Raw genomic sequence first — 20951 nt, 5'->3', positions numbered from 1 at the left:
GAAGCAGAGGGAGCAGCAGTAAACGCGTTGGCACGGCGCGAACGGCTGCAACAAGGGTTCGAAACCCGAATGTAGGCCTGCCGTTCCGAAAGATAAACTACGTGGCGCTACATCTATAGTTCATTTTTTCTTACGAATCCTGTGCACTGAATTCGGCTGGCGAAGGCGCCCCTGCCAGCGCGTGGCGCGGGCACGGATCGGTCCAGGAACCAATCAGGCGGATGGCTGCCGCCACGGCGGCAAAGGCTTGAAGCGCGCTTGCAGGAAGGCCAAAAACAGCTTCACGCGCGCTGACATGCCCTGGCGCCGGTCCACCAGCGCCACGATGTCGGCATCGGGCAGGCGCCAGTCTTCCAGCACGCGCACCAGGCGGCCGGTGGCCAGGCTTTCGGCCACATCCCATTCGGAACGCATGATCACGCCCTTGCCCATGAGCGCCCATTGGCGCACGACGTCGCCATCGTTGCTGCTCAAGATCGCCGGCACCCGGACCGAGAGCTCGTTGCGGTTCTTGCGGAAGCGCCACAGGGTCACGTCTTCCTGGTTTTCGCGCAACACGATGCAATGGTGCGCGGCCAACTCCTGCGGCTCCCGCGGCGCCGGGTGACGGGCCAGGTAATCGGGCGCGGCGCAGACGAAGCGGGCATTCGGCGCGATGGGATAGGCGACCATGCTGGAGTCCGAGAGGTTGCCGATGTGCACGATCACATCGAACCGATTGGCATCGGCCACCGGCACCACGTCGCTCAGCGACAGGGAAACCATCAACCTGGGATGCAGGGTGTGGAAATCGGCAATAGCCGCTGCCAGGTGATGCCGGCCAAATCCGAGAGGGCCGCAGACATTCAGCGTGCCGGCCACTTCCCCCGAGCGTGCGCGCAGGGTGTCGGTGAGCGTATCAAGATTGGTCAGAAGATCGACCGCACCCGCATAAAACAGCTCACCCTCGTCGGTGAGGCTGAAGCGCCGGGTGGTGCGGTGGACCAGTTGCAGGCCCAGGCGTGTCTCAAGTTGTCGCAGACGCTGCGACACGGCCGACGCCGTGACGTCCATGCGTCGAGCGGCCTCGGCCAGGGAGCCACTTTCCGTGACCGCCACGAAGAAGCGCAGGTCGGTAATATCGTTTGACATTGCTTAGATTTTCCTAAGGGTAATCGTTGCCATTCTGCAGTTTATCCTGCGGAATTGAATCACTTTGCACACCCATTGTCTGGTTTACCCGTCTTGTGCGTTGGCTTGGGTCAAGGGCCAGTTAAAATCAAACGCTTCCTCGGGCCGGCCCAGTCAGCGCCTGCCCCTTGAGCCAATTTCAACCCCGTCAGCCCCCAATCCAGGCCATAACCGTGACTCTGCATATCACCCAAATCGAGGGCGGCAGCGCTCTCAGCAGCTTTCGTATCCAGCAGCTTCTTCCTAGCCTGCAAGCCATTCACGACAAGATCAACGGTGTGGCCGCGCGCTTTGTGCACCTCGTCACGTCCGATGTTGAGCCCGCGCCAGCGCTCAAGGAGCAGTTGGCAGCCTTGCTAACCTATGGCGATCCCTACACCGGTCCGCAGGACGGCGCGCTGATTGTGGTGACGCCGCGTTTTGGCACGGTGTCGCCCTGGGCTTCCAAAGCCACTGACATTGCCCACAACTGCGGCTTGGCCGTCAGACGCGTGGAGCGGGTGCTGGAATACCGCGTCACGCTCAAGAGTGGTTTACTGAGCAAACCCACCTTGTCCGATGCGCAACTGGCGCAAATTGGCGACTTGCTGCACGACCGCATGACCGAGAGCGTGATGTTTGACCGAGTTGCTGCGCTCGGCCTCTTCACCGAGCTGCACCCGGCGCCCATGGCCCATGTGGACGTGCTTGGCGGCGGCAAGGCGGCGCTGGAAACTGCCAACACCCAGTTCGGTCTGGCACTGGCGGCTGACGAGATCGACTACCTAGTGCAGGCCTTCACGCAACTCAAGCGCAACCCGACCGATGTCGAGCTGATGATGTTTGCGCAGGCCAACAGCGAGCACTGCCGCCACAAGATCTTCAACGCCCAGTTCACCATTGACGGCGTGGCGCAAGACCAGAGCATGTTCGGCATGATCCGCCACACCCACCAGACCAACCCGCAGCACATGCTGGTGGCCTACTCGGACAACGCTTCTGTCATGGAAGGCGTGGAAGTTGAGAGATTTATAGCAAAATCAGCCTCTAGCCCTCGTGGAATAAGCGCAGGCGGCTATGAAAAACAGAGTGCGATCAATCACATTCTGATGAAGGTGGAAACGCATAACCACCCGACGGCGATATCACCTTTCCCCGGCGCCTCCACCGGCGCGGGCGGCGAGATTCGCGACGAAGGCGCGACCGGGCGCGGCTCCAAGCCCAAGGCCGGTTTGACCGGTTTCACCGTGTCCACCCTGCGTTTCGACGAAGCTGCGACCGGCTACGGCAAGCCTGGGCACATTGCCAGCCCCTTGCAGATCATGCTGGAGGGCCCCTTGGGTGGCGCGGCGTTCAACAACGAGTTTGGCCGTCCCAATCTGCTGGGTTACTTTCGCGAATACGAGCAGAGCCTGAGCTACTCGGTGGCCGACGCCGCCGGTGCAACATCCGACAAAGAAGAGCAGCGCGGCTACCACAAGCCCATCATGATCGCTGGCGGCCTGGGTGTGATCGACGCCACGCAGACGCACAAGATTGAGTTCCCCGCCGGCAGCTTGCTGATCCAGCTCGGCGGCCCCGGCATGCGCATCGGCATGGGCGGCAGCGCCGCCAGTTCCATGGCGACCGGGTCCAACGCGGCGGAACTCGACTTTGATTCGGTGCAGCGCGGCAACCCCGAGATTGAGCGCCGGGCGCAGGAAGTCATCAACCAATGCTGGATTCAAGGCGCGGGCAACCCCATTCTGGCGATCCATGACGTGGGCGCAGGCGGCTTGAGCAATGCCTTCCCCGAGCTGACCAACGACGCCGGGCGCGGCGCCCGCTTCGATCTGCGCGCCGTGCCGCTGGAAGAGTCCGGCATGGCACCGAAAGAGATCTGGTGCAACGAAAGCCAGGAACGCTACGTGCTGGCCATCGCGCCTGAGTCGCTGGACCAGTTCAAAGCCCTGTGCGAACGCGAGCGCTGTCCATTTGCCGTGGTCGGCGTGGCGACTGAAGCGCGTCAACTGGCACTGGTCGATGGGGATCACCAATCCCCCGTGGACATGCCGATGAACGTGCTGCTGGGCAAACCGCCCAAAATGCACCGCGATGTGACAACCGTGGAGCGCACGTTTGCGCCCGTCAACCTGACCGGCGTGGATCTGCAAAAAGCCTGCATCGACGTGCTGGCCAGCCCGACCGTGGCCTCCAAGCGCTTTCTCATCACCATTGGCGACCGCACCGTGGGCGGCTTCAGTCACCGCGACCAGATGGTCGGCCCGTGGCAAGTGCCCGTGGCCGATTGCGCCGTGACCCTGGCCGACTACAAAGGTTTTGCTGGCGAAGCCATGAGCATGGGCGAGCGCACGCCGCTGGCCACCGTGAACGCGCCCGCGTCCGGCCGCATGGCGGTGGGTGAAGCCATCACCAATTTGCTGGCAGCACCCATCGAGCTTTCAAGGGTCAAGCTCTCAGCCAACTGGATGGCCGCTTGCGGCGAACCGGGCGAAGACGCCGCGCTCTACGCCACCGTGAAGGCCGTCGGGCTGGAGCTGTGCCCGGCCTTGGGTATTTCCATCCCTGTGGGCAAGGATTCGCTTTCCATGCGCACGCAGTGGAAGGATGAAGAGGGCGCCAAAAAAGTGACCTCGCCCGTGTCCCTGATCGTCACCGCCTTCGCCACCCTGGCTGACGTGCGCGGCACGCTGACGCCGCAACTGAACGCGACGGACGACACCACGCTGGTGCTGGTTGACCTGGGCCGCGGCCAGAACCGCATGGGCGGCAGCATGCTGGCGCAGACGTTGGGTCAACTCGGCGACGAGGTGCCGGATCTCGACCACCCGCAAGACCTGGTGAACCTGGTCAATGCCGTGAACGCCTTGCGCGCGCAGGGTCAGATCCTGGCCTACCACGACCGCAGCGATGGTGGCCTGTTCGCCTCGGTGGTGGAGATGGCGTTTGCCGGCCATGTCGGCGTGTCGCTCAACGTCGACCTGCTGGTGACCGAAGGCGACGGCATCACCGACAGCCGCGCCGACGTAGGCGACAGCAAAAACTGGGCCGGCCAGGTCAGCGCCCGCCGCGACGAGCTCACGCTCAAAGCCCTGTTCACCGAGGAGCTGGGCGTGGTGCTGCAGGTGCGCACGGCGCAGCGTACGGAAGTCATGCAAACCTTGCGCGAGCATGGCTTGAGCAAATACAGCCACGTCATCGGCAAAACCCGCCCGGCCGCCTCAAGCATCCAGGTGGGTGTGGGCGAGGTGCAGGTCTGGCGCGACGCCAAAGCCGTGTTCAGCGCCAAACTGCAGGATCTGCACCAGGTTTGGGACGCCACCAGCTGGAAGATTTGCCAACAGCGCGACAACCCGGCCTGCGCCGACGCCGAGCACGCCGCAGCCGGTGATCCGCTGGACCCGGGATTGCACCTAAGTTTTGGATCAAATCAGCCTCTAGCCCCCGTAGATCCTGCGCAAGCAGCTACTAAATCAGTAGTAACTCAGGCAAGCCCCGCGCTGCTGCTGTCCCGCCCTAAAGTGGCGGTGCTGCGCGAGCAGGGCGTCAACTCGCACGTCGAGATGGCTTACACCTTCACCGAGGCCGGTTTTGAAGCCTATGACGTGCACATGACCGACCTGCAAAGTGGCCGCGCCAACCTGGCCGACTTCAAGGGCGTGGTCGCTTGCGGTGGCTTCAGCTACGGCGACACCTTGGGCGCCGGCATCGGCTGGGCGCGCTCCATCACCTTCAACCCCGTGCTGGCGGAGCAGTTCAAGGCCTTCTTCGGCCGCGACGACACCTTTGGCCTGGGCGTGTGCAACGGCTGCCAGATGTTTGCCGAACTGGCTGACATCATCCCCGGCGCACAGGATTGGCCGCGCTTCACCACCAACCAGAGCGAACGCTTCGAGGCCCGCCTGAGCATGGTCGAAGTGCTGGACTCGCCGTCGCTTTTCTTCGCCGACATGGCCGGACACCGCCTGCCGATTGCTGTGGCACACGGCGAGGGCTACGCCAACTTCAAGTACCGCGGCAACGCCGACAAAGCCATCGCCGCGATGCGCTTCACCGACAACTATGGCACTGCGACCGAGGCCTACCCGTTCAATCCGAACGGTAGCCCCGGCGGCTTGACGGCCGTGACCACGGCGGACGGCCGCTTCACCGCCATGATGCCGCACCCCGAGCGCGTGTTCCGCAACATCCAGATGAGCTGGACCAACGGCGACCCGGCGGCTTTCAGCGCCTGGATGCAGTTGTGGGTGAATGCGCGGAAGTGGGTGGGGTAATTCGCCGGTCAATGTCCCACCAGGGATGAAGGGCGACTTTCATCCCTGGATTTTGGACAAAGAGTATTCACCACTCGGCGTCTTGTAGGTCATCCCGGAAACCGTGCCTTCTTTCATGATGAAACCGAAAATGATGTTCGCCGCACTGGGCGAACGAAATTCGAGGGCGCGGTAAGAATGGAGGGGGCGGTCAATCTGACCCGGTTCAACAAAATACAACTGGTGGTCATTTTTTTGAATGACTTGGCACTTGAAGCCGCTCGCGGTTTCGTAGGTGCCTACCAATGATGCCGCGACACTGGCCTTGACCGGTTCTGCGCACCTCTTGAATACGGCCTCGGCTTCGTCCAGCGTCATGGTGAGGCCGCTGATCTGGCCTTGTGGGTCAATACTGAAATTCACCGACCACTTGCCATACACCTCGTCATCGGCCGTGTCGAAACGGTCGTAGTGAACATGCACCAGGGAAAGCACCGAGTCCCGGAATGCAAGCGACAGCTCGTTTCCCCGCATCGCGATCTTCAGTTGTGGATAGGCCGGATGCTCAAAAGTGCCGCAATAGTCGCTCAGTGGATGGGACGGCAGTGTTCCGGACACATGGTCATTTGCGGCCTTGGCTCTTGCGGTGGCGGTTGTTTGTTTATTCTTTTGAATGATTGGAAGAAAGCGCTCGTTCCAGGGGGTCTGACCCAGATCGAGCAGACGCTCATAAAGGTTGTAGGTCAGCAGATCCGCCAGAACGGCGCAATGATGGCCGATGACGAAAGTCACCACACCGAGTTTTTCTTTCGGTAAATACGAGACCTGCGAGTAACAGCCTCCGAGCGAACCACCATGAAATGTCATCAAATGGCCGCGATAGACCGCTGTGTGTCGTCCCATGCCGTAGGTACTGTTGAGCAGTTCCTTAAAACCCCTTCCATTCAGCATGTGATTGGGTATTGCCATGGACGGCTCAAGCGTTGCCTTGAGCACGGTTGCTGGAATGATCTGGCTTCCTTCCAGATTGCCTTCACCCATCAAGGTGCCGAGCCAGCGCGACATGTCGTGCAAATTCGAGTTCAGGCCGCCAGCGGGTCCGGCACCGATCATGTGCTCGTACTGGGGGAGCTTGAAAAGCTCAGTGGAGTCGCGCCGTTCTGTGTAGGGGACGGAAAATTCGTCCTTCCGATACATCTCCGGCATGGAAAAAACGGTGTCGCGCATGCCAATGGGGTCGAGCAGTCGCTGCTGTACGAAGGTCTCCCAGGATTGGCCGGTCAGCAGTTCTATGGCGTGGCCCACTGCCGCATACATCACGTTGTTGTAGACAAAGCTCTGGCGCAAGGGATCACTGGGTTCCATGTATCGCAACCGGTCAAACAGTTCTTTGCGGGAAAAGTCCGAGCGAAACCACATCGAGTCGTGGCGGTTGATGCCCGTGCGGTGCGCCAACATGTCGCGCAAGGTCACCGTATTATTCAAGGAATCACTGAAAAAGCGTATGGACGGCACAGTCTCGCGGATGGGTCGATCCCAGTTGAGCATCCCCTTCTCCACCAGCAGTCCGGCCGCGATGGCCGTGAAAAGTTTGGTGTTGGATGCAATTGGAAAGAGTGTGTGCGGCGTGAACGGCAACTTCGCACAGTAGTCTCGAAAACCATAGCCCTTGGCGAAAATCAACTTGCCGTCTTGAACGACGCCTATTGCGACCCCCGGCGCATTCCAGTCTGCAAGGGTTTTCTGCATGAAGTCATCAAGTTCGTCGAGTTTGCCAAGCATGTTCATTGTTCGATTCCCGTTTTTTGTAAATGGCCCGCAGTGTATTCGCAGAAAAACAATAATATTGATTGCGTGGCCGCAGCAGAGGTAGTGCTGGGCTGCCTCCAAATTGTGAACTCGTGCTTGAGCGGCGGGGCGTCACAGTAGATACCGCGATGCGGCTGGTACGTTATTTCGGTTGTGATGTGCAAAGCTGGATGAATCTACAAACAGCCTACGAAGTCAAAGTGGCAGAGAAGACTTTGGCTCGGAAAATTGAGAAAGAAGTGCAACCCCTGGCGGCTTGAGTCGTCGTGAATCCAATGGTTTAGTGCAAATCAGCGCTAGCCTTGTAGCCAAGGAGAATGTTCATGCAACGTATCGTCATCGTCGGAGGCGGCACCGCCCGCGCATCAAGTTGCACTGACGATCAACAGGCGACGCCCCAAGTTCACTTGTCCAATACAACAAGCTGATTGATGACAGCTTCCACATCGTCGAGGCCGCGCACAAGCTGCTCCATGGCGATGGACTGTTCGGATGCACGCACACAGCCTTTGAGCCAAACCCAGCGCCTTTGACCCTCAACCCAGAGGCTGGTGTCCGAAAAGCGCCCATCGCTCAGGATCGCCTTTTTGACGCGCGGAATTATTTCCTTGTCGTACAGGTAAGCGTTGGGAAGCCGGCAGCGGCCCGACTGGTAGCAACTGGTCCCCCGTTCGGCTCGGAAATGCGCCTCGGCGCGCATTTCCGAAAGTGTGATTTTGGGCGCCTCCTGTTGGGGACATTGAGCCAGCGCGTCCGTCACTTGCAGGAAGGGATCATCGAAATAGTTGCGACGTTCCTCATCGGCATAAGCCATGCCGCACAAGCAGAGAAGCACTGGCGCCATGGCAAACCATCGCAGCCGTAACCAAGTGCTCCAGGCACTCATGTGCGTTGCTCAGAAGCAATTTCATCGTACCCGCGCCCAAGAAACTGAATGATGCAAAAACCATGACCAAAAGGGTCTGCCATCACCGCGATTCGTCCCCAGTTGTGCGCAGCCATGGGCAACTCAACCGTGGCGCCGCTGCGAATAGCACTCTTGACCGTGGATTCGATGTCATCAACAACGAAATCGAGATGCACAGGGGTCCAGTGGCGCGCGTAGGTTCGGACTTGGGATGTCTTGGGTGAGGCTGAAGTGTCGGCGGCTTTGGCAAGGAAGTACAAGGGCGCAGAGGCACCGAGTACCTCAACGGCATCAGCACCTAGGCGACGGCCGATTCTTAGCCCAAAGGTCGAGGTGTAGAAGGCAAGTGCCGCTTCCAGGTCGTCGACATCAATATTGACAAGGATACCGGGCGCCGAGCTCATGTTGCGCACCATTTGACATGAACGGCTTGCGGTGCCATGGAGTTCACAGGTCTGTGAAGGTGAAGCTGCGCTCTGTGATCACAGGCGGTTCGACCCTGAAGTCGCTGTACCGTATCCACGCTGGCTTGACGCGGACATAGGTGATGCCAGGCCACGAGAGGCGGGTGGGACCGTCCGGGAAAGCCGAAAAGTAAACCTGTTGAAGCTGTTCCAGTTCCGCGCCCTCTGGAAAGTCCGCGACCCCTTCATACTGCAGGGTCCGGGTGTCAGCTTCATTCCAACCTCCGATGACCAGCGCTATGCGCGGATTTGAGCGCAAGTTGACGGCCTTCCGGCTTGAGCTCAAAGTGTCAAAGACGAGTTCAAGTTGCTCCGTAACGGCAACGCCAATGATTGCAGCCTGAGGCGTCAGAGTGGCTGAGTTTGTGGCCTCGACGGCCCAGCGATAGCCGCGAATAAAGGTAAGAATGTCAAGCTCGTTCACGGTGCTGCCTCCGTGGAAAACAACCATAGCCAAAGACAACAGGGAAAGTTTTGCGAAACCTCAATGGTGAACGGTTGTCACTTTTGATTCGTTAGATTCCGCGGGGTGCCAGGAACAACATGATGATTCCCTTCGACAAATTGCTCCACCTCACCGTGGGCATGGTCATAGCCGCCCTGGTTGTCATTCTTACCGGCTCGCTTGTCTTGGCCGGCGCCGCAGTGCTGCTGGCCGGTGCAGGTAGAGAACTCTATGATGCCTATCACCCGGACACGAACACGGTTGACATCTGGGACGTTGTCGCGACCTGCGCGGGCTGGATTCCGGTGGCACTGGCCGTACGAATTTTTCAAGGCTAAATCAGCTGACTTGATCTACAAGGCGTCGTCGGGAACTCGAATCCCGCTATCTGATTTTTACATGCATACGGTTGATATATCAATATTGATAATTCTCAAATTTCATGGCGACTAGATCCACCTCCCTAATAATTGTTGCAGCACAGCAAAAAATGTGCAAACACGCGGGTCTTCCCTACAATTAACGCCATGCTGCACCGCAACATAAATTGCCAATCCGGGCGTTTACAAGCAGGCATTTGATTCAACCACTCTCCTGAAGGAAACAGCCATGTCGTACTCCATCGAACAATTCACGGCCACGAGCAAAGACAACCTGCAAGCACTGGAAAGCCTGACGACCCAGGCTTTTGCCGGCGTCGAAAAGCTGGTTGAGCTGAACATGGCGACCTCCAAATCGATCCTGGGTGAGTCTTTTGGCCATGTCCAGGCTGTTCTGGGTGCCAAAGATGCGCAGGAAGTACAGGCGCTGCAAGCAGGCTTGCTCAAGCCGCTGGCTGATAAATCCGCAGCCTACGCCCAGAATATTCAGACCATTGTTTCTGACAGCGGTGCTGAATTCACAAAGGCCGTCGAAGCTAAAACTGCTGAAGCACAAAAAGCCTTTGGTGATGTGGTCGAAAACCTGACCAAGAACGCGCCTGCTGGCAGCGAAAGCGCGGTTGCTGCATTCAAAAACGCATTGGTTGCCGGCCAGAATGCGGTCGAGACAGCGCAGGCTTCTGTGAAAAAAGCTGTGGAAGCGGCTCAGTCGAACTTCACGTCAGCAAGCGCCCAAGCCTCCGATGCTGTCAAGAAAGCCAGCAAAGTCTCCAAAGTCGCTTAACAGAAAATAGGCCCCGGGGCCGTGACGATCAAACGGCACCTGCGGGTGCCGTTTGTGTTTGAAGAATCTGAATAGTGGAACGTCCCGTGGCACGGATTTTTTCTTGATCGCGCCCCAACTGCTGGACTTCGAATTTGAATTGACTGCCGTTAACGGATTAAGGGTTGAGCAACTCGTCAGACAGCGAGCCTTCGGGCAGACTGCGGACGATATGGCGGCGGCAAAGGCTGACGAATTCCTGCGCCGCGCGTGATTGAGCCTGGCGCGGGTTGAACGCCAGCAAGGCACGAAAAGGCAAGCTGAACGCCAGCGGTATGCAACGCAGGCCAAGCGCGACATACTCCCGCGCCACCAAGGGGTTGGTCACTGCCAGGCCGGCGCCTGCCAAGACCAGCGCGCACTGCGTCGCGCTGTAAGGGGTTTCAATCACAAAGCGCGGCTCGATGCCTGCTTGTGCAAATGTCGCCTCCAGGCGCCGCTGCGCAGGATCCAGCGACGAAAGGCCCACCAGCGGCACCTCTCGCAGATCCTGAATTTGCAGGGATGACTTGCGCGCCAGCGGATGAGCCGCAGGCATGACGCACACGGCCGCTAGCTGATAAAAGAGCGAGGAAACCAAACCACTGGTATCGGCCTCGTCGCCAAGAAAGGCCAAGTCAACTGCGCCTTGAAACAAGGCCTCACGCAGCACCTTGGAGCTGTCCACCAGCAACTGGCATCGGGTACGCGGGTAACTGCGCTGGAATTCAGTCAACGCCCACGGCATGACACTGGCTGCCAGTGCATGCAGCGAGCCGATGCGCAGCACGGTTTCTTCATGCGACTGCAGCGCCACGATTTTGCGCTGCACGGCGTCCAGACCGTCATAGACCCGCTCCACTTCTTCCATCAAGGCATGCGCCTCCGGTGTCGGCACCAGCTTGCCTTTGGGGCGCTCAAACAGTTTGAGGCCCGAGCGAATTTCAAATTGCTGAAGTATCTGTGTCACCGCCGGCTGGCTGACATGTAGCGCGGCGGCGGCACGGTTGGCCGTGCCGAGCCGCATGACCATGCGAAACACTTCTATTTGACGTGCGCTGACGTCTTTGAGATCGTGCACCAGTCTATCTTTCATATAAGTTCTACTTATTATAAAGTGCGAAAGACTGAGCGTCGGCAGCGGCAAACTTGCCTACCATTTGCCCATGAACCAGATTTTCTCTACGCCACGCGAAAGCATTGCTTTCCATCCCGCCATTCAGCGCAATCCTTCGATGGTCGGTCTGCGCTGCATCGGCTGCGCGCGTAGCTACCCGGTGCAGGATTTGCCGACCGGCTGCCCGCACTGTGCGGACCTCGGCACCCCAGCCAGTTTGGAGGCTGTGTACAGTGCCTTGCCTGAAACGCTTCAGGTCGCGAGCTCAGGTTATAAGTGGGGCGCCTGGTTGCCATACATGGATGGCATTTCGCTGGGCGAAGGCAACACGCCTTGCCTCGACCTTTCCCGGCTGGCGCGGGAGCTGGGCATCCGCCAGTTGACAGCCAAGCACGAAGGAATGAACCCGACGGGTTCGCACAAGGACCGTATGTCAGCCCAGGGCATCAGCCGGGCGCTGGATGTCGGTGCGCAGACTGTCGTGCTCGCCTCCAGCGGCAATGCCGCAGTGTCGGCCGCCGCGTATTGCGCCGTCGCCGGCCTTCGCTGCGAGGTTGCGACGTATCGCGACATGCCCGAGTCCTACGCCCGCGCCCTCTACCGTTTTGGGGCAAAGCGCTTCGTATTCGAACAAAGCTTTGACCGTTGGGCACATGTGCGCCAGCGGGTGGAGCGTGAAGGCGCGTTTGCACTCACCAACTACAGCGTTCCCGCTGTCGGCAGCCCGGTATTCGGCGTGGAAGCCTACCGCGCTGTGGCGCTGGAGTGCGTAGCCGATGGTTGCGTGCCTGACCACGTCCTGGTTCCGACCGCACGAGGCGACCTGCTTTGGGGGCTGTACAGCGGTCTGCGCGATTTGCTGGCCGCCGGGCTTATCCCGCATATGCCCAGGCTGTGGGCGGTTGAGCCTTTTCCGCGCCTCAGCCGCGTGCTGGCGGGCGAGTCCCTTCAAGCGGAGTTTGCGGGGCAAACCGCGCAGTTCTCGATTGCTGGCAGCACCGTCACGCTTCAGCAAAAACTGGCGGTCGAGCGGTCCGGCGGTGGCGTCGTCGTCATGAACGACATGGACGCTGCCCAAGGCGTTTCCCAGCTGGCGGCCCAGGGCTTGTGGGTCGAGCTATGTGCTGGCTCTTGTCTCAGTGCGCTGGCAAGCCTTTGCACGCGGGGCCAGATCTTGCCCTCTGAACATGCCTTGCTGCTGCTGACAGCCAAAGGCGACCGTGACACCTTTGATGTCACGCGCTGATTCGATTTCTCTCACCTTCCAAAAGGAGTTTTCATGTTAATCCGACCGCTTCAAACCCTTCTACTCGCCTGTTCGTTGTTGGGCGCCAGCGCCCACGCCGCCTATCCCGAGAAACCGATCCGCCTCATCGTGCCGTGGGCCGCCGGGGGCAGCACGGACGCCATTGCCCGCGCAGTCGCACAGCGCATGAGCGAGACCATGGGCCAGCCCATAGTGGTGGACAATCGCTCGGGCGCGTCCGGACGTATCGGCACGGAGGCGACCGCCAAGTCCCTGCCCGATGGCTACACGATTGGCATCGTTGAATTGCCGCATGCCATTGCGCCGGCTGTTTTCGTCAAAATGCCGTATGACCTGCTGAAGGATTTCTCGCCCATTTCGATGCTGGGAACTTCACCGTTGATGCTCTTCGTCAACAGTTCCCAGTACAAAAATGGGGACATCAAAGGTTTCCTGAAGAACGGCCGAAGCAGCACAGAGCCCTTGGCAATGGCGCACAGCGGCAATGGCTCGATCAGCCATCTCTCGGGCGAGTTGTTCGCCGGTGCAACGCACGTGAAAATCAATCCCATCCCCTACCGGGGCTCCGCGCCGGCCCTGACCGACGTGGCTGCGAGCCAGGTGAGCGGCCATTTTTCTACCTTGGCAAGCGGTGCTTCGCTTTTGGGCGCCGGCAAGATTTCGGCGCTGATGGTGACGGGTTCATCGCGCTTTGCCGGCCTGCCCGATGTGCCGACCGCCTCAGAAGCAGGTATCGCCGGCATGCAGTTCAACCAGTGGTGGGCGCTGGTGGCGCCTGCGACGACGCCGATCGAGATCGTGCAGCGACTCAACAAAGAGGCCATGGCAGCGTTGGCGCATCCGGCAACCCGCGAGCGACTCACCACGCTGGGGATTGAACTCAAGGGCTCCAGCCCCAATGAGCTGCGCACGTTCATGCGCAGCGAGGTTGAGCATTGGGGAAATGTCGTGCGCAAGGCTGGCGTCATTCCTGAATAGGATCTCAAAGGTTTGCAGGTGACCGGTTTCATTCATTTCATTCAAGAAAGCATTTTCACCATGTACCGAAACATCACGACAGTCCTGTTGGTCGCAGCCATCCTGGGCGCTTCTGCATGTTCAACACCACCCACCGATCTGGACGTTTCCCTTGCCCACGCCACCGTCGAAAAGAAGTTTGTCGTCACCATGCTGCCGCCGCTGGTGATGCCGGCGGTCAATCAAATGCACTCGTGGCAAATCAAGGTGACCTCGCCAGCCGGCATCCCTGTCACGCACGCCCAAATTGTTGTGGACGGTGGTATGCCGCAGCATGGACATGGCTTGCCTACGCAACCGCGTGTCACCAAGGAACTTGCGGACGGAACCTACCTGCTCGAAGGCATGAAGTTCAGCATGACAGGTTGGTGGGAAATCAAGCTCGCCATTCAAAGCGCAGAAGGCAGCGACCGCGTGACCTTCAACACCGTACTTGCGTCCGCGCCAGCAGCGCCGTTGACAGCCCGATGAGTTGGGCGCGGGGCAAGCAGATGAACAAGAGGCTCTACAAACTGACAGGCATGCTTGTGTTCGCCCTCGCGTCTTACACGACGTTGCTGGCACTGGCAGGACCCGGCCTTCAGGCAACTGCAAATTTACGGGACGAGTGGAACACGGCGGACCTGGACGTGCTGGCGTCCTTGCGCATCAGCCAGCTTTCGCCAGCACTGAGAGATCCGTCCAATTCCATTGAAAACCTGCCGGCGGCCATCGAGCTCGGGCAGCGCCTGTTCAAAGACGCACGGTTCAGCCGTAACCAGGCGGTTTCCTGTGCCAGTTGCCACGATCCTGAAAAACAGTTCCAGGATGGGCTGCCGGTGAGCCGCGGCGTCGGCGAAGGCGCTCGCCGTGCGATGCCCATCGTCGGGGCCGCGCACAGCCCCTGGCTGTTTTGGGACGGACGCAAGGACAGTTTATGGGCGCAGGCCTTGGGACCACTTGAGGATTCCGTTGAGCATGGCGGAAATCGCACCCGCTATGCGCATTTGATACAGACGCATTACCGTGCGGAATATGAAGCGATTTTTCACGCGATGCCGGACCTGTCGCACATGGCCCAGGATGCGGGGCCCAGTGGCACGGCAGCGGAAAAACTCGCCTGGGACGCCATGACCGCCAAGGAGCGGAAGGCTGTTACGCAGGTGTTCGCCAACATGGGCAAGGCCATCGCGGCGTACGAGAAGACCTTGACCTATGGCGAAGCGCCGTTCGATCGGTACGTGGAGGGCACTATCGCGAAGGTCCCCGGCGCGCAGGAGGCGTTGACGCTGCAGGAAGTCAGCGGTCTGAGGGTATTCATTGGCAAAGGCCAGTGCGTGACTTGCCACGCCGGCCCCTTGTTGACGGACCAGCACTTTCACAACACAGGCATACCGCCACGTGATCCCGCCAAGCCTGACCTGGGTCGCGCCGCGGCGATTGACAAGGTGCAAAAAGACGAGTTCAACTGCATCGGTCCTTTTAGCGATGCCACAGCCGATCAGTGCCAGGAGTTGCGGTTCATGGCAACCGACAAGGCGCCGATGCTGGCTGCGTTCAAGACGCCGAGCCTGCGCAACGTGGCCTTGCGGCCGCCCTATATGCATGCAGGGCAGTTCACGTCCATCGAGCAGGCCATCCGGCACTACACAAAAGCGCCGGTCGCGGTGGCAGGCCACACCGAACTGTCGGATGGGCGCGCCAGTCACGTCGAGCGCCAGCCCATCAGGTTGACCGAAGAGGAAATTCGTGACCTGGTGTCGTTTCTGCGAACCCTGTCTGGACCGATTCTCGACGGGACCCAACGATGACGCACCCCACTAGAATCAGCCGAACACAATCGGCAAGTATTTCGCAGTTAATCGATGACAAAAGATATCTCTCGACAGGCACTGCGCCCATGGCTGTTTGGCACGGGTGTTGCCTTGTTGGGCATGGTGGGCAGCATCTTCCTGGCCCGCCAACAGGCCGAGTCCGCCGAGCAGGTCGAACAGGCGCGCTTCGCCCTGGCGGCCAATTCCGTGATCGAAGCCCTGGTTCGCCGGATAGATGCATACACCGAGATCGCTTTTGGTTTGCGCGGGCTTTTTATCGTCAATCCGGCACTGGATCGTCGCTCCTTTGTCGAGGCCATTTCTCATCTCGATGTCGACACCCGCTACCCGGGCATAAAAAATATCGCGTTTACCCGTTACGTCATCGCGGCCGAAAAGCAGCAGTTTGAAGTGCGGGTGCGCGCCGACACCTCGGTCGAGCCTCAGGGTTACCCGGCGTTTGCGATTCACCCGCCTGGGGAGCGCAAGGAGTACTTTGTGGCTGACTACCTCTGGCCGATGAGCGGCAACAGAGGCATTCACGGCTTGGATATCAGTGCGCAACCCGCCAATCTGGCCTCCATGCACTACTCGCAGCGTAGCGGTCAACCCGTGGCGAGTGCCCCGTTCAACTTGCTTCAAGAAACCACCCATCGGACAGGTTTCGTCATTCGGGTGCCGGTATTTCGCAGCAGTCAAAATTCAGTCACAACCCAAGAGCAAGACCAAAGTTCGAATTTCCTCGGCTCGGTGAGCGTCACCCTGCGCGTGTTCGATCTGGTGCAGCAGCTCGAACGCGAGGGGCGTCTGCAAGGTCTTCAGCTGGATATGTCTGATCGTGGTTCATCGCTCGACAACAGGACCGTTGGCGTCAAGGTTCCGCTATTTTCGACACCGCCGGTCCGCTCAATCCCTGCCGCCAGGCTCAGCCGCGATTTGAGTGTGTATGGCCGGCAATGGCAATTGGATTTTCAACCCAACCGGCAGTTCCTGTCGGACTCCGAACGGAGAATTCCGACACTGATAGGTCTGGCGGGTGGTTTGATTTCTCTGCTTTTGGGGGCACTGGTTTTCTTGCTGGCACGCGGACGATCGCATGCGTTGGCGCGCGCAGCCCTGAGCGGTGAAGCACTGAAAGACAGCGAGGAACGCTGGCGGTTTGCCCTGGAAGGCGCGGGGGATGGTGTCTGGGACCTGGATATCCAGACCGGCGAAGCTTTTTTCTCCCGCCGTTGTAGCGAGATTCTGGGCTATGACGAAAGTGGAATTCACGCCGATGTGCGCGAGTGGAAACAACGTGTGCATCCCCAGGATTTACCTGATGTGGTGAATGCATTTCAGCGCAAACTCGACCGCCTGTCCGCCTCCACCGCCGTTGAATTCCGCATGCAGTGCAAGGACGGATCCTGGAAATGGATACAGAGTCGCGGCATGGTGCTGGGCATGGGTGCCAATGGCAAGCCGACGCGTTTGATAGGGACCATGACCGACATCACCCAACGCAAGGCCGCAGAAGACGAAATCAGGTATCTTGCCTTTTACGACCCACTGACCCAACTCCCGAATCGACGGCTGCTGTACGACCGCTTGCAGCAGGCTCTGGCCAGCAGCATCCGTTCCGAACGCCACAGCGCGCTGCTGTTCATCGACCTGGATAATTTCAAGACGCTCAACGACGCCCAAGGCCATGACAAGGGCGATCTGCTGCTGCAACAGGTCGCTCATCGTTTGACCTCCTGCGTCCGCGAAGGCGATACCGTGGCCCGCTTGGGCGGCGACGAATTCGTGGTGATACTGGAGGACCTCAGCGCTACGGCGGCTGATGCTGCCGCCCAGGCCGAAACCGTGGGTGAAAAAATCATCGCCGCGCTCAATCGTCCCTACGACCTAGCAGGGCTGGAGCATCACAGCACCCCGAGCATGGGCGTTACGCTATTTAGCGACGAACGGGAGTCCATCGATGACTTGCTGAAGCGCGCCGATCTCGCCATGTACCAAGCCAAGTCCGCTGGCCGCAATACCCTGCGCTTTTTCGATCCCGACATGCAGGCCGTGGTCAGTGCCCGCGCCTTGCTGGAATTGAATTTGCGCGAGGGCCTGCAATGCGGTCAATTCCTGCTCTATTACCAGGCTCAGGTGGACCGGGGCCGCGTCACGGGTGCTGAAGTTCTGCTGCGCTGGCAGCATCCGGAGCGTGGCTTTGTCTCTCCCGCAGACTTCATTCCGCTGGCCGAAGATACCGGACTGATATTGCCGCTGGGCCAATGGGTGCTGACAACGGCTTGCCAACAGTTATTTGCCTGGGCGGCAGACCCGCTATTTGCCCCACTCACCCTGTCCGTGAATGTCAGCTCGCGCCAGTTCCGCCAGCCCGACTTTGTGAGTCAGGTGCTGACGACCCTCGCTGCTGCAGGTGTCAATCCCCATCAACTCAAGCTGGAGCTGACCGAGAGCCTGTTGCTGGACAACGTTGAAGACACGATCGCCAAAATGAGCCAGCTCAAAGCACATGGCGTCGGCTTCTCATTGGACGATTTTGGCACTGGCTACTCCTCACTGGCTTACCTCAAACGCTTGCCGCTGGACCAGCTGAAAATCGATCAATCCTTTGTTCGCGACGTGCTCACCGATCCGAACGATGCTGCCATTGCCAAAACCATCATCGCGCTGGCCCAGAGCCTGGGCTTGGGCGTCATGGCGGAGGGCGTGGAGATTGCGGCGCAACGCGACTTCCTGGCCGATTCGGGCTGCCATAGCTACCAAGGTTATTTTTTCAGCAGGCCCTTGCCGCTGGAAGGCTTCGAGACGTTTTTCAGGCAGGCCGCCCAGGTTTAGGCGACTCAGGGCATTTCGATGATCAGATCGTTTCTGCCGCGCCCCTCGCATTCGGGCGGTTCGCCGTAGCCGGCCGAGCGCACCTGCTGTTGCAGTGACAGTTCCACCTGGAACCATTGGCAAAAATAGTTTTCGTAACGGTAGCTCCACACTTCGCCGCGCGCACGCCCGAGACCGTGAACCACACCGGGTCGGCCCAGCAACTTGCGTACATCGTCCTGCGCCATGCCGGGGTTGATGCGCAGGAAGTTCTGTTCGGTCAACACCTGCTCGGCGCGTAGCGCCCGGCCAGCGGGGTCGAAGTAGACGAACCAGGTTTGTTTGCCATACGGTCCGCGTGGAAACTCCAGCCGGCTGCCTGCGTCCATGCGGCGTTCTATATCGGGCGGTCCCATCCGCGCCACCACCTCGTCCCGGCTCATGCCGGCCAGCGCATCGGGCGGTGCGTAGCTGCTACAGGCTGGCAGCAAGGGCAAGTACAGCAAGAGCCAAGACCACGGCGAAAAACGAGGACGCATCACGGATTCTCCTGGATCGCACTATTCCCAAATCAACAGTTGCTTGATTTGTTTGAATGTAAAAAGTTCGTCTGCAGGCCAATATTTCAGCGCGGCTTGTAGGCCGTGACATCCATCTCCACCTTGGCATCGATCATCAGGCGTGCCTCCACGGTGGAGCGGGCGGGGCGGTGCTCGCCAAAACATTCCATGTAAACACGGTTGAAGCTGCCAAAGTCGCGGGCATCGTCCAGCCACACACTGACCTTGGCGACGTCGGCCAATGTGCAGCCGGCCAAAGCCAGGGCTTGCTCAAGGCGCAGGAAGACCTGGCGGGTTTGCGCTTCGATGCTGCCCACAATCACCTGGCCCTGCTCGTCAGTCGGCACCTGGCCCGAGACAAAAACAAAATCACCGGCGCGTGTGGCTGGTGAGAGCGGGCGCGCCAGGCGGTCGGAGGCTAAAGGCGCTTGGCCCAACATTTCAACTTTTGACATTTCATTTTCTTTCTGTAATGAATTTACATAAAACTTAGTAAAAACACGTTTGACTTTTAAAAAAGTCTAATTTAACATGATGTTTGTGTAATGTTATTACTTTAGGAGCCAGCATGCAATCTCTTTCCACACGCTTCCATAGACACCACGCGCCGACGCTCAAGACGGCACATCAGGGCAGTCGACGGCGCTGGCTCAGCCTGATGGTGCTGGCCGGTGCGCTGGCTGTTCCTTTTGGCACGGCTTCGGCTGCGCCTGCCAAAGGCGGCGCCGCCAATCTGGCCATGGTGGGCGAGCCCCAGGGCCTGGATCCGATGACCAGCACCGCTGACCTGGTCGGCACCATCATGCAGCACGTCTACGAGCCGCTTTACACCTTTGACGCCAACTGGAATATCGCGCCCATGCTGGCCGAGAGTCTGCCGGTGGTCTCGAAAGACGGCCTGAGCTACACCATCCCCTTGCGCAAAGGCGTCATGTTTCACAACGGCCGCGAAATGAACGCCGACGACGTGGTTGCTTCGCTCACGCGCTGGATGGAATTGTCCCCGCGCGGCAAGGCCGTGGGCAAGGAGGTCGCCTCTCTGAAAGCCAAGAGCGCACTCAGTGTGGAACTCAAGCTCAAGGCCCCGTACGCGCCCTTGCTGGCGCAACTGGCCTTGCCGAGCGGCATGGCGGCCATCATGGCCAAGGAGAGTATTGCCCCGCAGCTGAAGGATTTCATAGGCACCGGTCCCTACAAGTTCAAGGAACGCAGGCCCGACCAATACACGGTGCTGGTACGCCACGACGCCTACAGCGCGCGCAAGGAAGCCGCCAGCGGTTACGCCGGCCGGCGCGAGGCGGTGCTCGACGAACTGCGTTTTGTGCCGGTGCCCAATGCCAATACACGGGTGGAGGGGGTCTTGTCCGGGCAGTTCCAGTACGCTGACCTGCTGCCGGTGGACGCCGCCAGTCGCATCGACAAAGCCGGCGCCACCGTGGTGCCCATCGTGACCAAGAATTTTGGTTTCCCCTACATCGTCTTCAACACCAAGGAAGGTGTGCTGACCTCGCAACCCCTGCGCCGTGCTGTGCAGGCGGCGGTGGGCGAGGGCGAGATGCTGGCGGCGGCTTTTGGCGACAACCGTTTCTTTGTGGTCGAGCCCAACTTCTTCCCCAAGGGAACGCCTTATTTTTCGTCGGCGGGCAGCAATCTCTACAACGAGCGCAATCCATTGCTGGGCAAAGACCTGGCTGCCAAAGCGGGCTACAACGGCCAGCCGGTGCGCATCATGGCCAGCCGGCAGTATGAGTTTCACTACAACATGGCGCTGGTCATGGCGGAACAATTGAAGAAGGCCGGTTTCAAAACCGATTTGCAGGTGGTGGACTGGGCCACGCTGGTGCAGCGCCGCAACGACGCCAAGCTCTGGGACGTGTATTTCACCCATTCCGGCCTGTTCCCCGAACCCATGCTGTCGCCACCGCAATTGGGTGAAGGCGCGCCGGGCTGGTGGGATACGCCGGCCAAAAAGGCCACGTTGACCGCCTTCAACCAGGAGGCCAATGTCGCCAAACGCGGTGTGCTCTGGGGTCAGGTGCAGCAAGCGGTTTACGACGAAGTGCCGTTCATTGAAGTCGGCAAATTCAACGCCTTGTCCGCACGCTCGGCCAAGCTGGAGGGCTTTACCCCCTCCATCTGGCCCTTCTTCTGGAACACCGGTCTGGCGAAGTAAG

The 20951-nt window shown here is 59.6% G+C and carries 17 protein-coding genes; 9 read left to right on the top strand and 8 right to left on the bottom strand.

The genetic code is table 11. The features are described 5' to 3' along the window. Positions 1-213: 213 nt before the first annotated feature. Positions 214-1131 (bottom strand): LysR family transcriptional regulator, encoded by a 918-nt coding sequence (locus tag C5P05_RS22895; protein WP_114972162.1) that lies wholly within the window; start codon positions 1129-1131, stop codon positions 214-216. 212 nt (positions 1132-1343) lie between these two features. Between C5P05_RS22895 and purL the strand changes: the two genes are divergently transcribed. Further along, positions 1344-5423, top strand: a complete 4080-nt coding sequence (gene purL / locus C5P05_RS22890; protein ID WP_114972161.1) for a phosphoribosylformylglycinamidine synthase — start codon at positions 1344-1346, stop codon at positions 5421-5423. A 39-nt stretch (positions 5424-5462) separates the two neighbouring features. On the opposite strand, the gene C5P05_RS22885 is transcribed toward purL, so the two are convergent. The 4 genes from C5P05_RS22885 to C5P05_RS22870 all read right to left on the bottom strand — a co-directional run bounded on the left by C5P05_RS22885 (position 5463) and on the right by C5P05_RS22870 (position 9006). Then, positions 5463-7190: a serine hydrolase gene (locus C5P05_RS22885; RefSeq protein ID WP_114972160.1), complete on the bottom strand. Its 1728-nt coding sequence runs from the start codon at positions 7188-7190 to the stop codon at positions 5463-5465. 424 nt (positions 7191-7614) lie between these two features. Further along, complete coding sequence (locus C5P05_RS22880; RefSeq protein WP_232834631.1) at positions 7615-8097, bottom strand: BON domain-containing protein; 483 nt, start codon at positions 8095-8097, stop codon at positions 7615-7617. Then, a complete protein-coding gene (locus tag C5P05_RS22875) occupies positions 8094-8522 on the bottom strand; it encodes a VOC family protein (RefSeq protein ID WP_114972206.1) in 429 nt (142 codons plus the stop codon). Before C5P05_RS22875 ends, C5P05_RS22880 begins: the two co-directional genes overlap by 4 nt. Positions 8523-8565: 43 nt before the next feature. Beyond that, entirely contained in the window at positions 8566-9006 is a 441-nt protein-coding gene (locus tag C5P05_RS22870; RefSeq protein WP_114972205.1) for a pyridoxamine 5'-phosphate oxidase family protein, read from the bottom strand. 119 nt (positions 9007-9125) lie between these two features. Here C5P05_RS22870 and C5P05_RS22865 point away from each other — a divergent pair, with 119 nt between their 5' ends. Continuing rightward, entirely contained in the window at positions 9126-9365 is a 240-nt protein-coding gene (locus C5P05_RS22865; protein ID WP_157979432.1) for a hypothetical protein, read from the top strand. Positions 9366-9636: 271 nt separating this feature from the next. After that, positions 9637-10191 carry a phasin family protein gene (locus C5P05_RS22860; protein ID WP_114972158.1) on the top strand — a complete coding sequence of 185 codons (555 nt, stop codon included), beginning with the start codon at positions 9637-9639 and terminating at the stop codon, positions 10189-10191. Positions 10192-10348: 157 nt separating this feature from the next. Here C5P05_RS22860 and C5P05_RS22855 read toward each other — a convergent pair whose 3' ends face one another. Next, positions 10349-11305, bottom strand: coding sequence for a LysR substrate-binding domain-containing protein (locus tag C5P05_RS22855; RefSeq protein ID WP_114972157.1), 957 nt, complete (start codon positions 11303-11305; stop codon positions 10349-10351). 70 nt (positions 11306-11375) lie between these two features. Between C5P05_RS22855 and C5P05_RS22850 the strand changes: the two genes are divergently transcribed. Genes C5P05_RS22850 through C5P05_RS22830 form a run of 5 tightly spaced genes read left to right on the top strand, consistent with a single transcriptional unit; the run spans position 11376 to position 18238 of the window. Continuing rightward, the gene (locus tag C5P05_RS22850; RefSeq protein ID WP_114972156.1) at positions 11376-12572 is read left to right on the top strand and encodes a threonine synthase; all 1197 of its coding nucleotides are present in this window, start codon (positions 11376-11378) and stop codon (positions 12570-12572) included. A gap of 33 nt (positions 12573-12605) precedes the next feature. Next, a complete protein-coding gene (locus C5P05_RS22845) occupies positions 12606-13571 on the top strand; it encodes a tripartite tricarboxylate transporter substrate binding protein (protein WP_114972155.1) in 966 nt (321 codons plus the stop codon). Between the two features lie 60 nt (positions 13572-13631). Continuing rightward, on the top strand, positions 13632-14081 hold the full coding sequence (locus tag C5P05_RS22840) for a FixH family protein (RefSeq protein ID WP_114972204.1): 450 nt from the start codon (positions 13632-13634) through the stop codon (positions 14079-14081). Further along, positions 14078-15400 (top strand): cytochrome-c peroxidase, encoded by a 1323-nt coding sequence (locus C5P05_RS22835; protein ID WP_232834630.1) that lies wholly within the window; start codon positions 14078-14080, stop codon positions 15398-15400. Before C5P05_RS22840 ends, C5P05_RS22835 begins: the two co-directional genes overlap by 4 nt. A gap of 54 nt (positions 15401-15454) precedes the next feature. Next, the gene (locus C5P05_RS22830; protein WP_114972154.1) at positions 15455-18238 is read left to right on the top strand and encodes an EAL domain-containing protein; all 2784 of its coding nucleotides are present in this window, start codon (positions 15455-15457) and stop codon (positions 18236-18238) included. Positions 18239-18243: 5 nt separating this feature from the next. On the opposite strand, the gene C5P05_RS22825 is transcribed toward C5P05_RS22830, so the two are convergent. Both C5P05_RS22825 and C5P05_RS22820 read right to left on the bottom strand, forming a co-directional pair. Beyond that, entirely contained in the window at positions 18244-18756 is a 513-nt protein-coding gene (locus C5P05_RS22825) for a hypothetical protein (RefSeq protein ID WP_114972153.1), read from the bottom strand. Between the two features lie 86 nt (positions 18757-18842). Further along, a complete protein-coding gene (locus C5P05_RS22820) occupies positions 18843-19232 on the bottom strand; it encodes a RidA family protein (protein WP_114972152.1) in 390 nt (129 codons plus the stop codon). A 113-nt stretch (positions 19233-19345) separates the two neighbouring features. Between C5P05_RS22820 and C5P05_RS22815 the strand changes: the two genes are divergently transcribed. Continuing rightward, the gene (locus tag C5P05_RS22815) at positions 19346-20950 is read left to right on the top strand and encodes an ABC transporter substrate-binding protein (RefSeq protein WP_198674835.1); all 1605 of its coding nucleotides are present in this window, start codon (positions 19346-19348) and stop codon (positions 20948-20950) included. Position 20951: the final 1 nt, after the last annotated feature.

The organism is Rhodoferax ferrireducens (assembly GCF_003347515.1).
Taxonomy (GTDB): Bacteria; Pseudomonadota; Gammaproteobacteria; order Burkholderiales; family Burkholderiaceae_C; genus Rhodoferax.
This window is presented reverse-complemented; position numbering and strand designations above follow the sequence as displayed.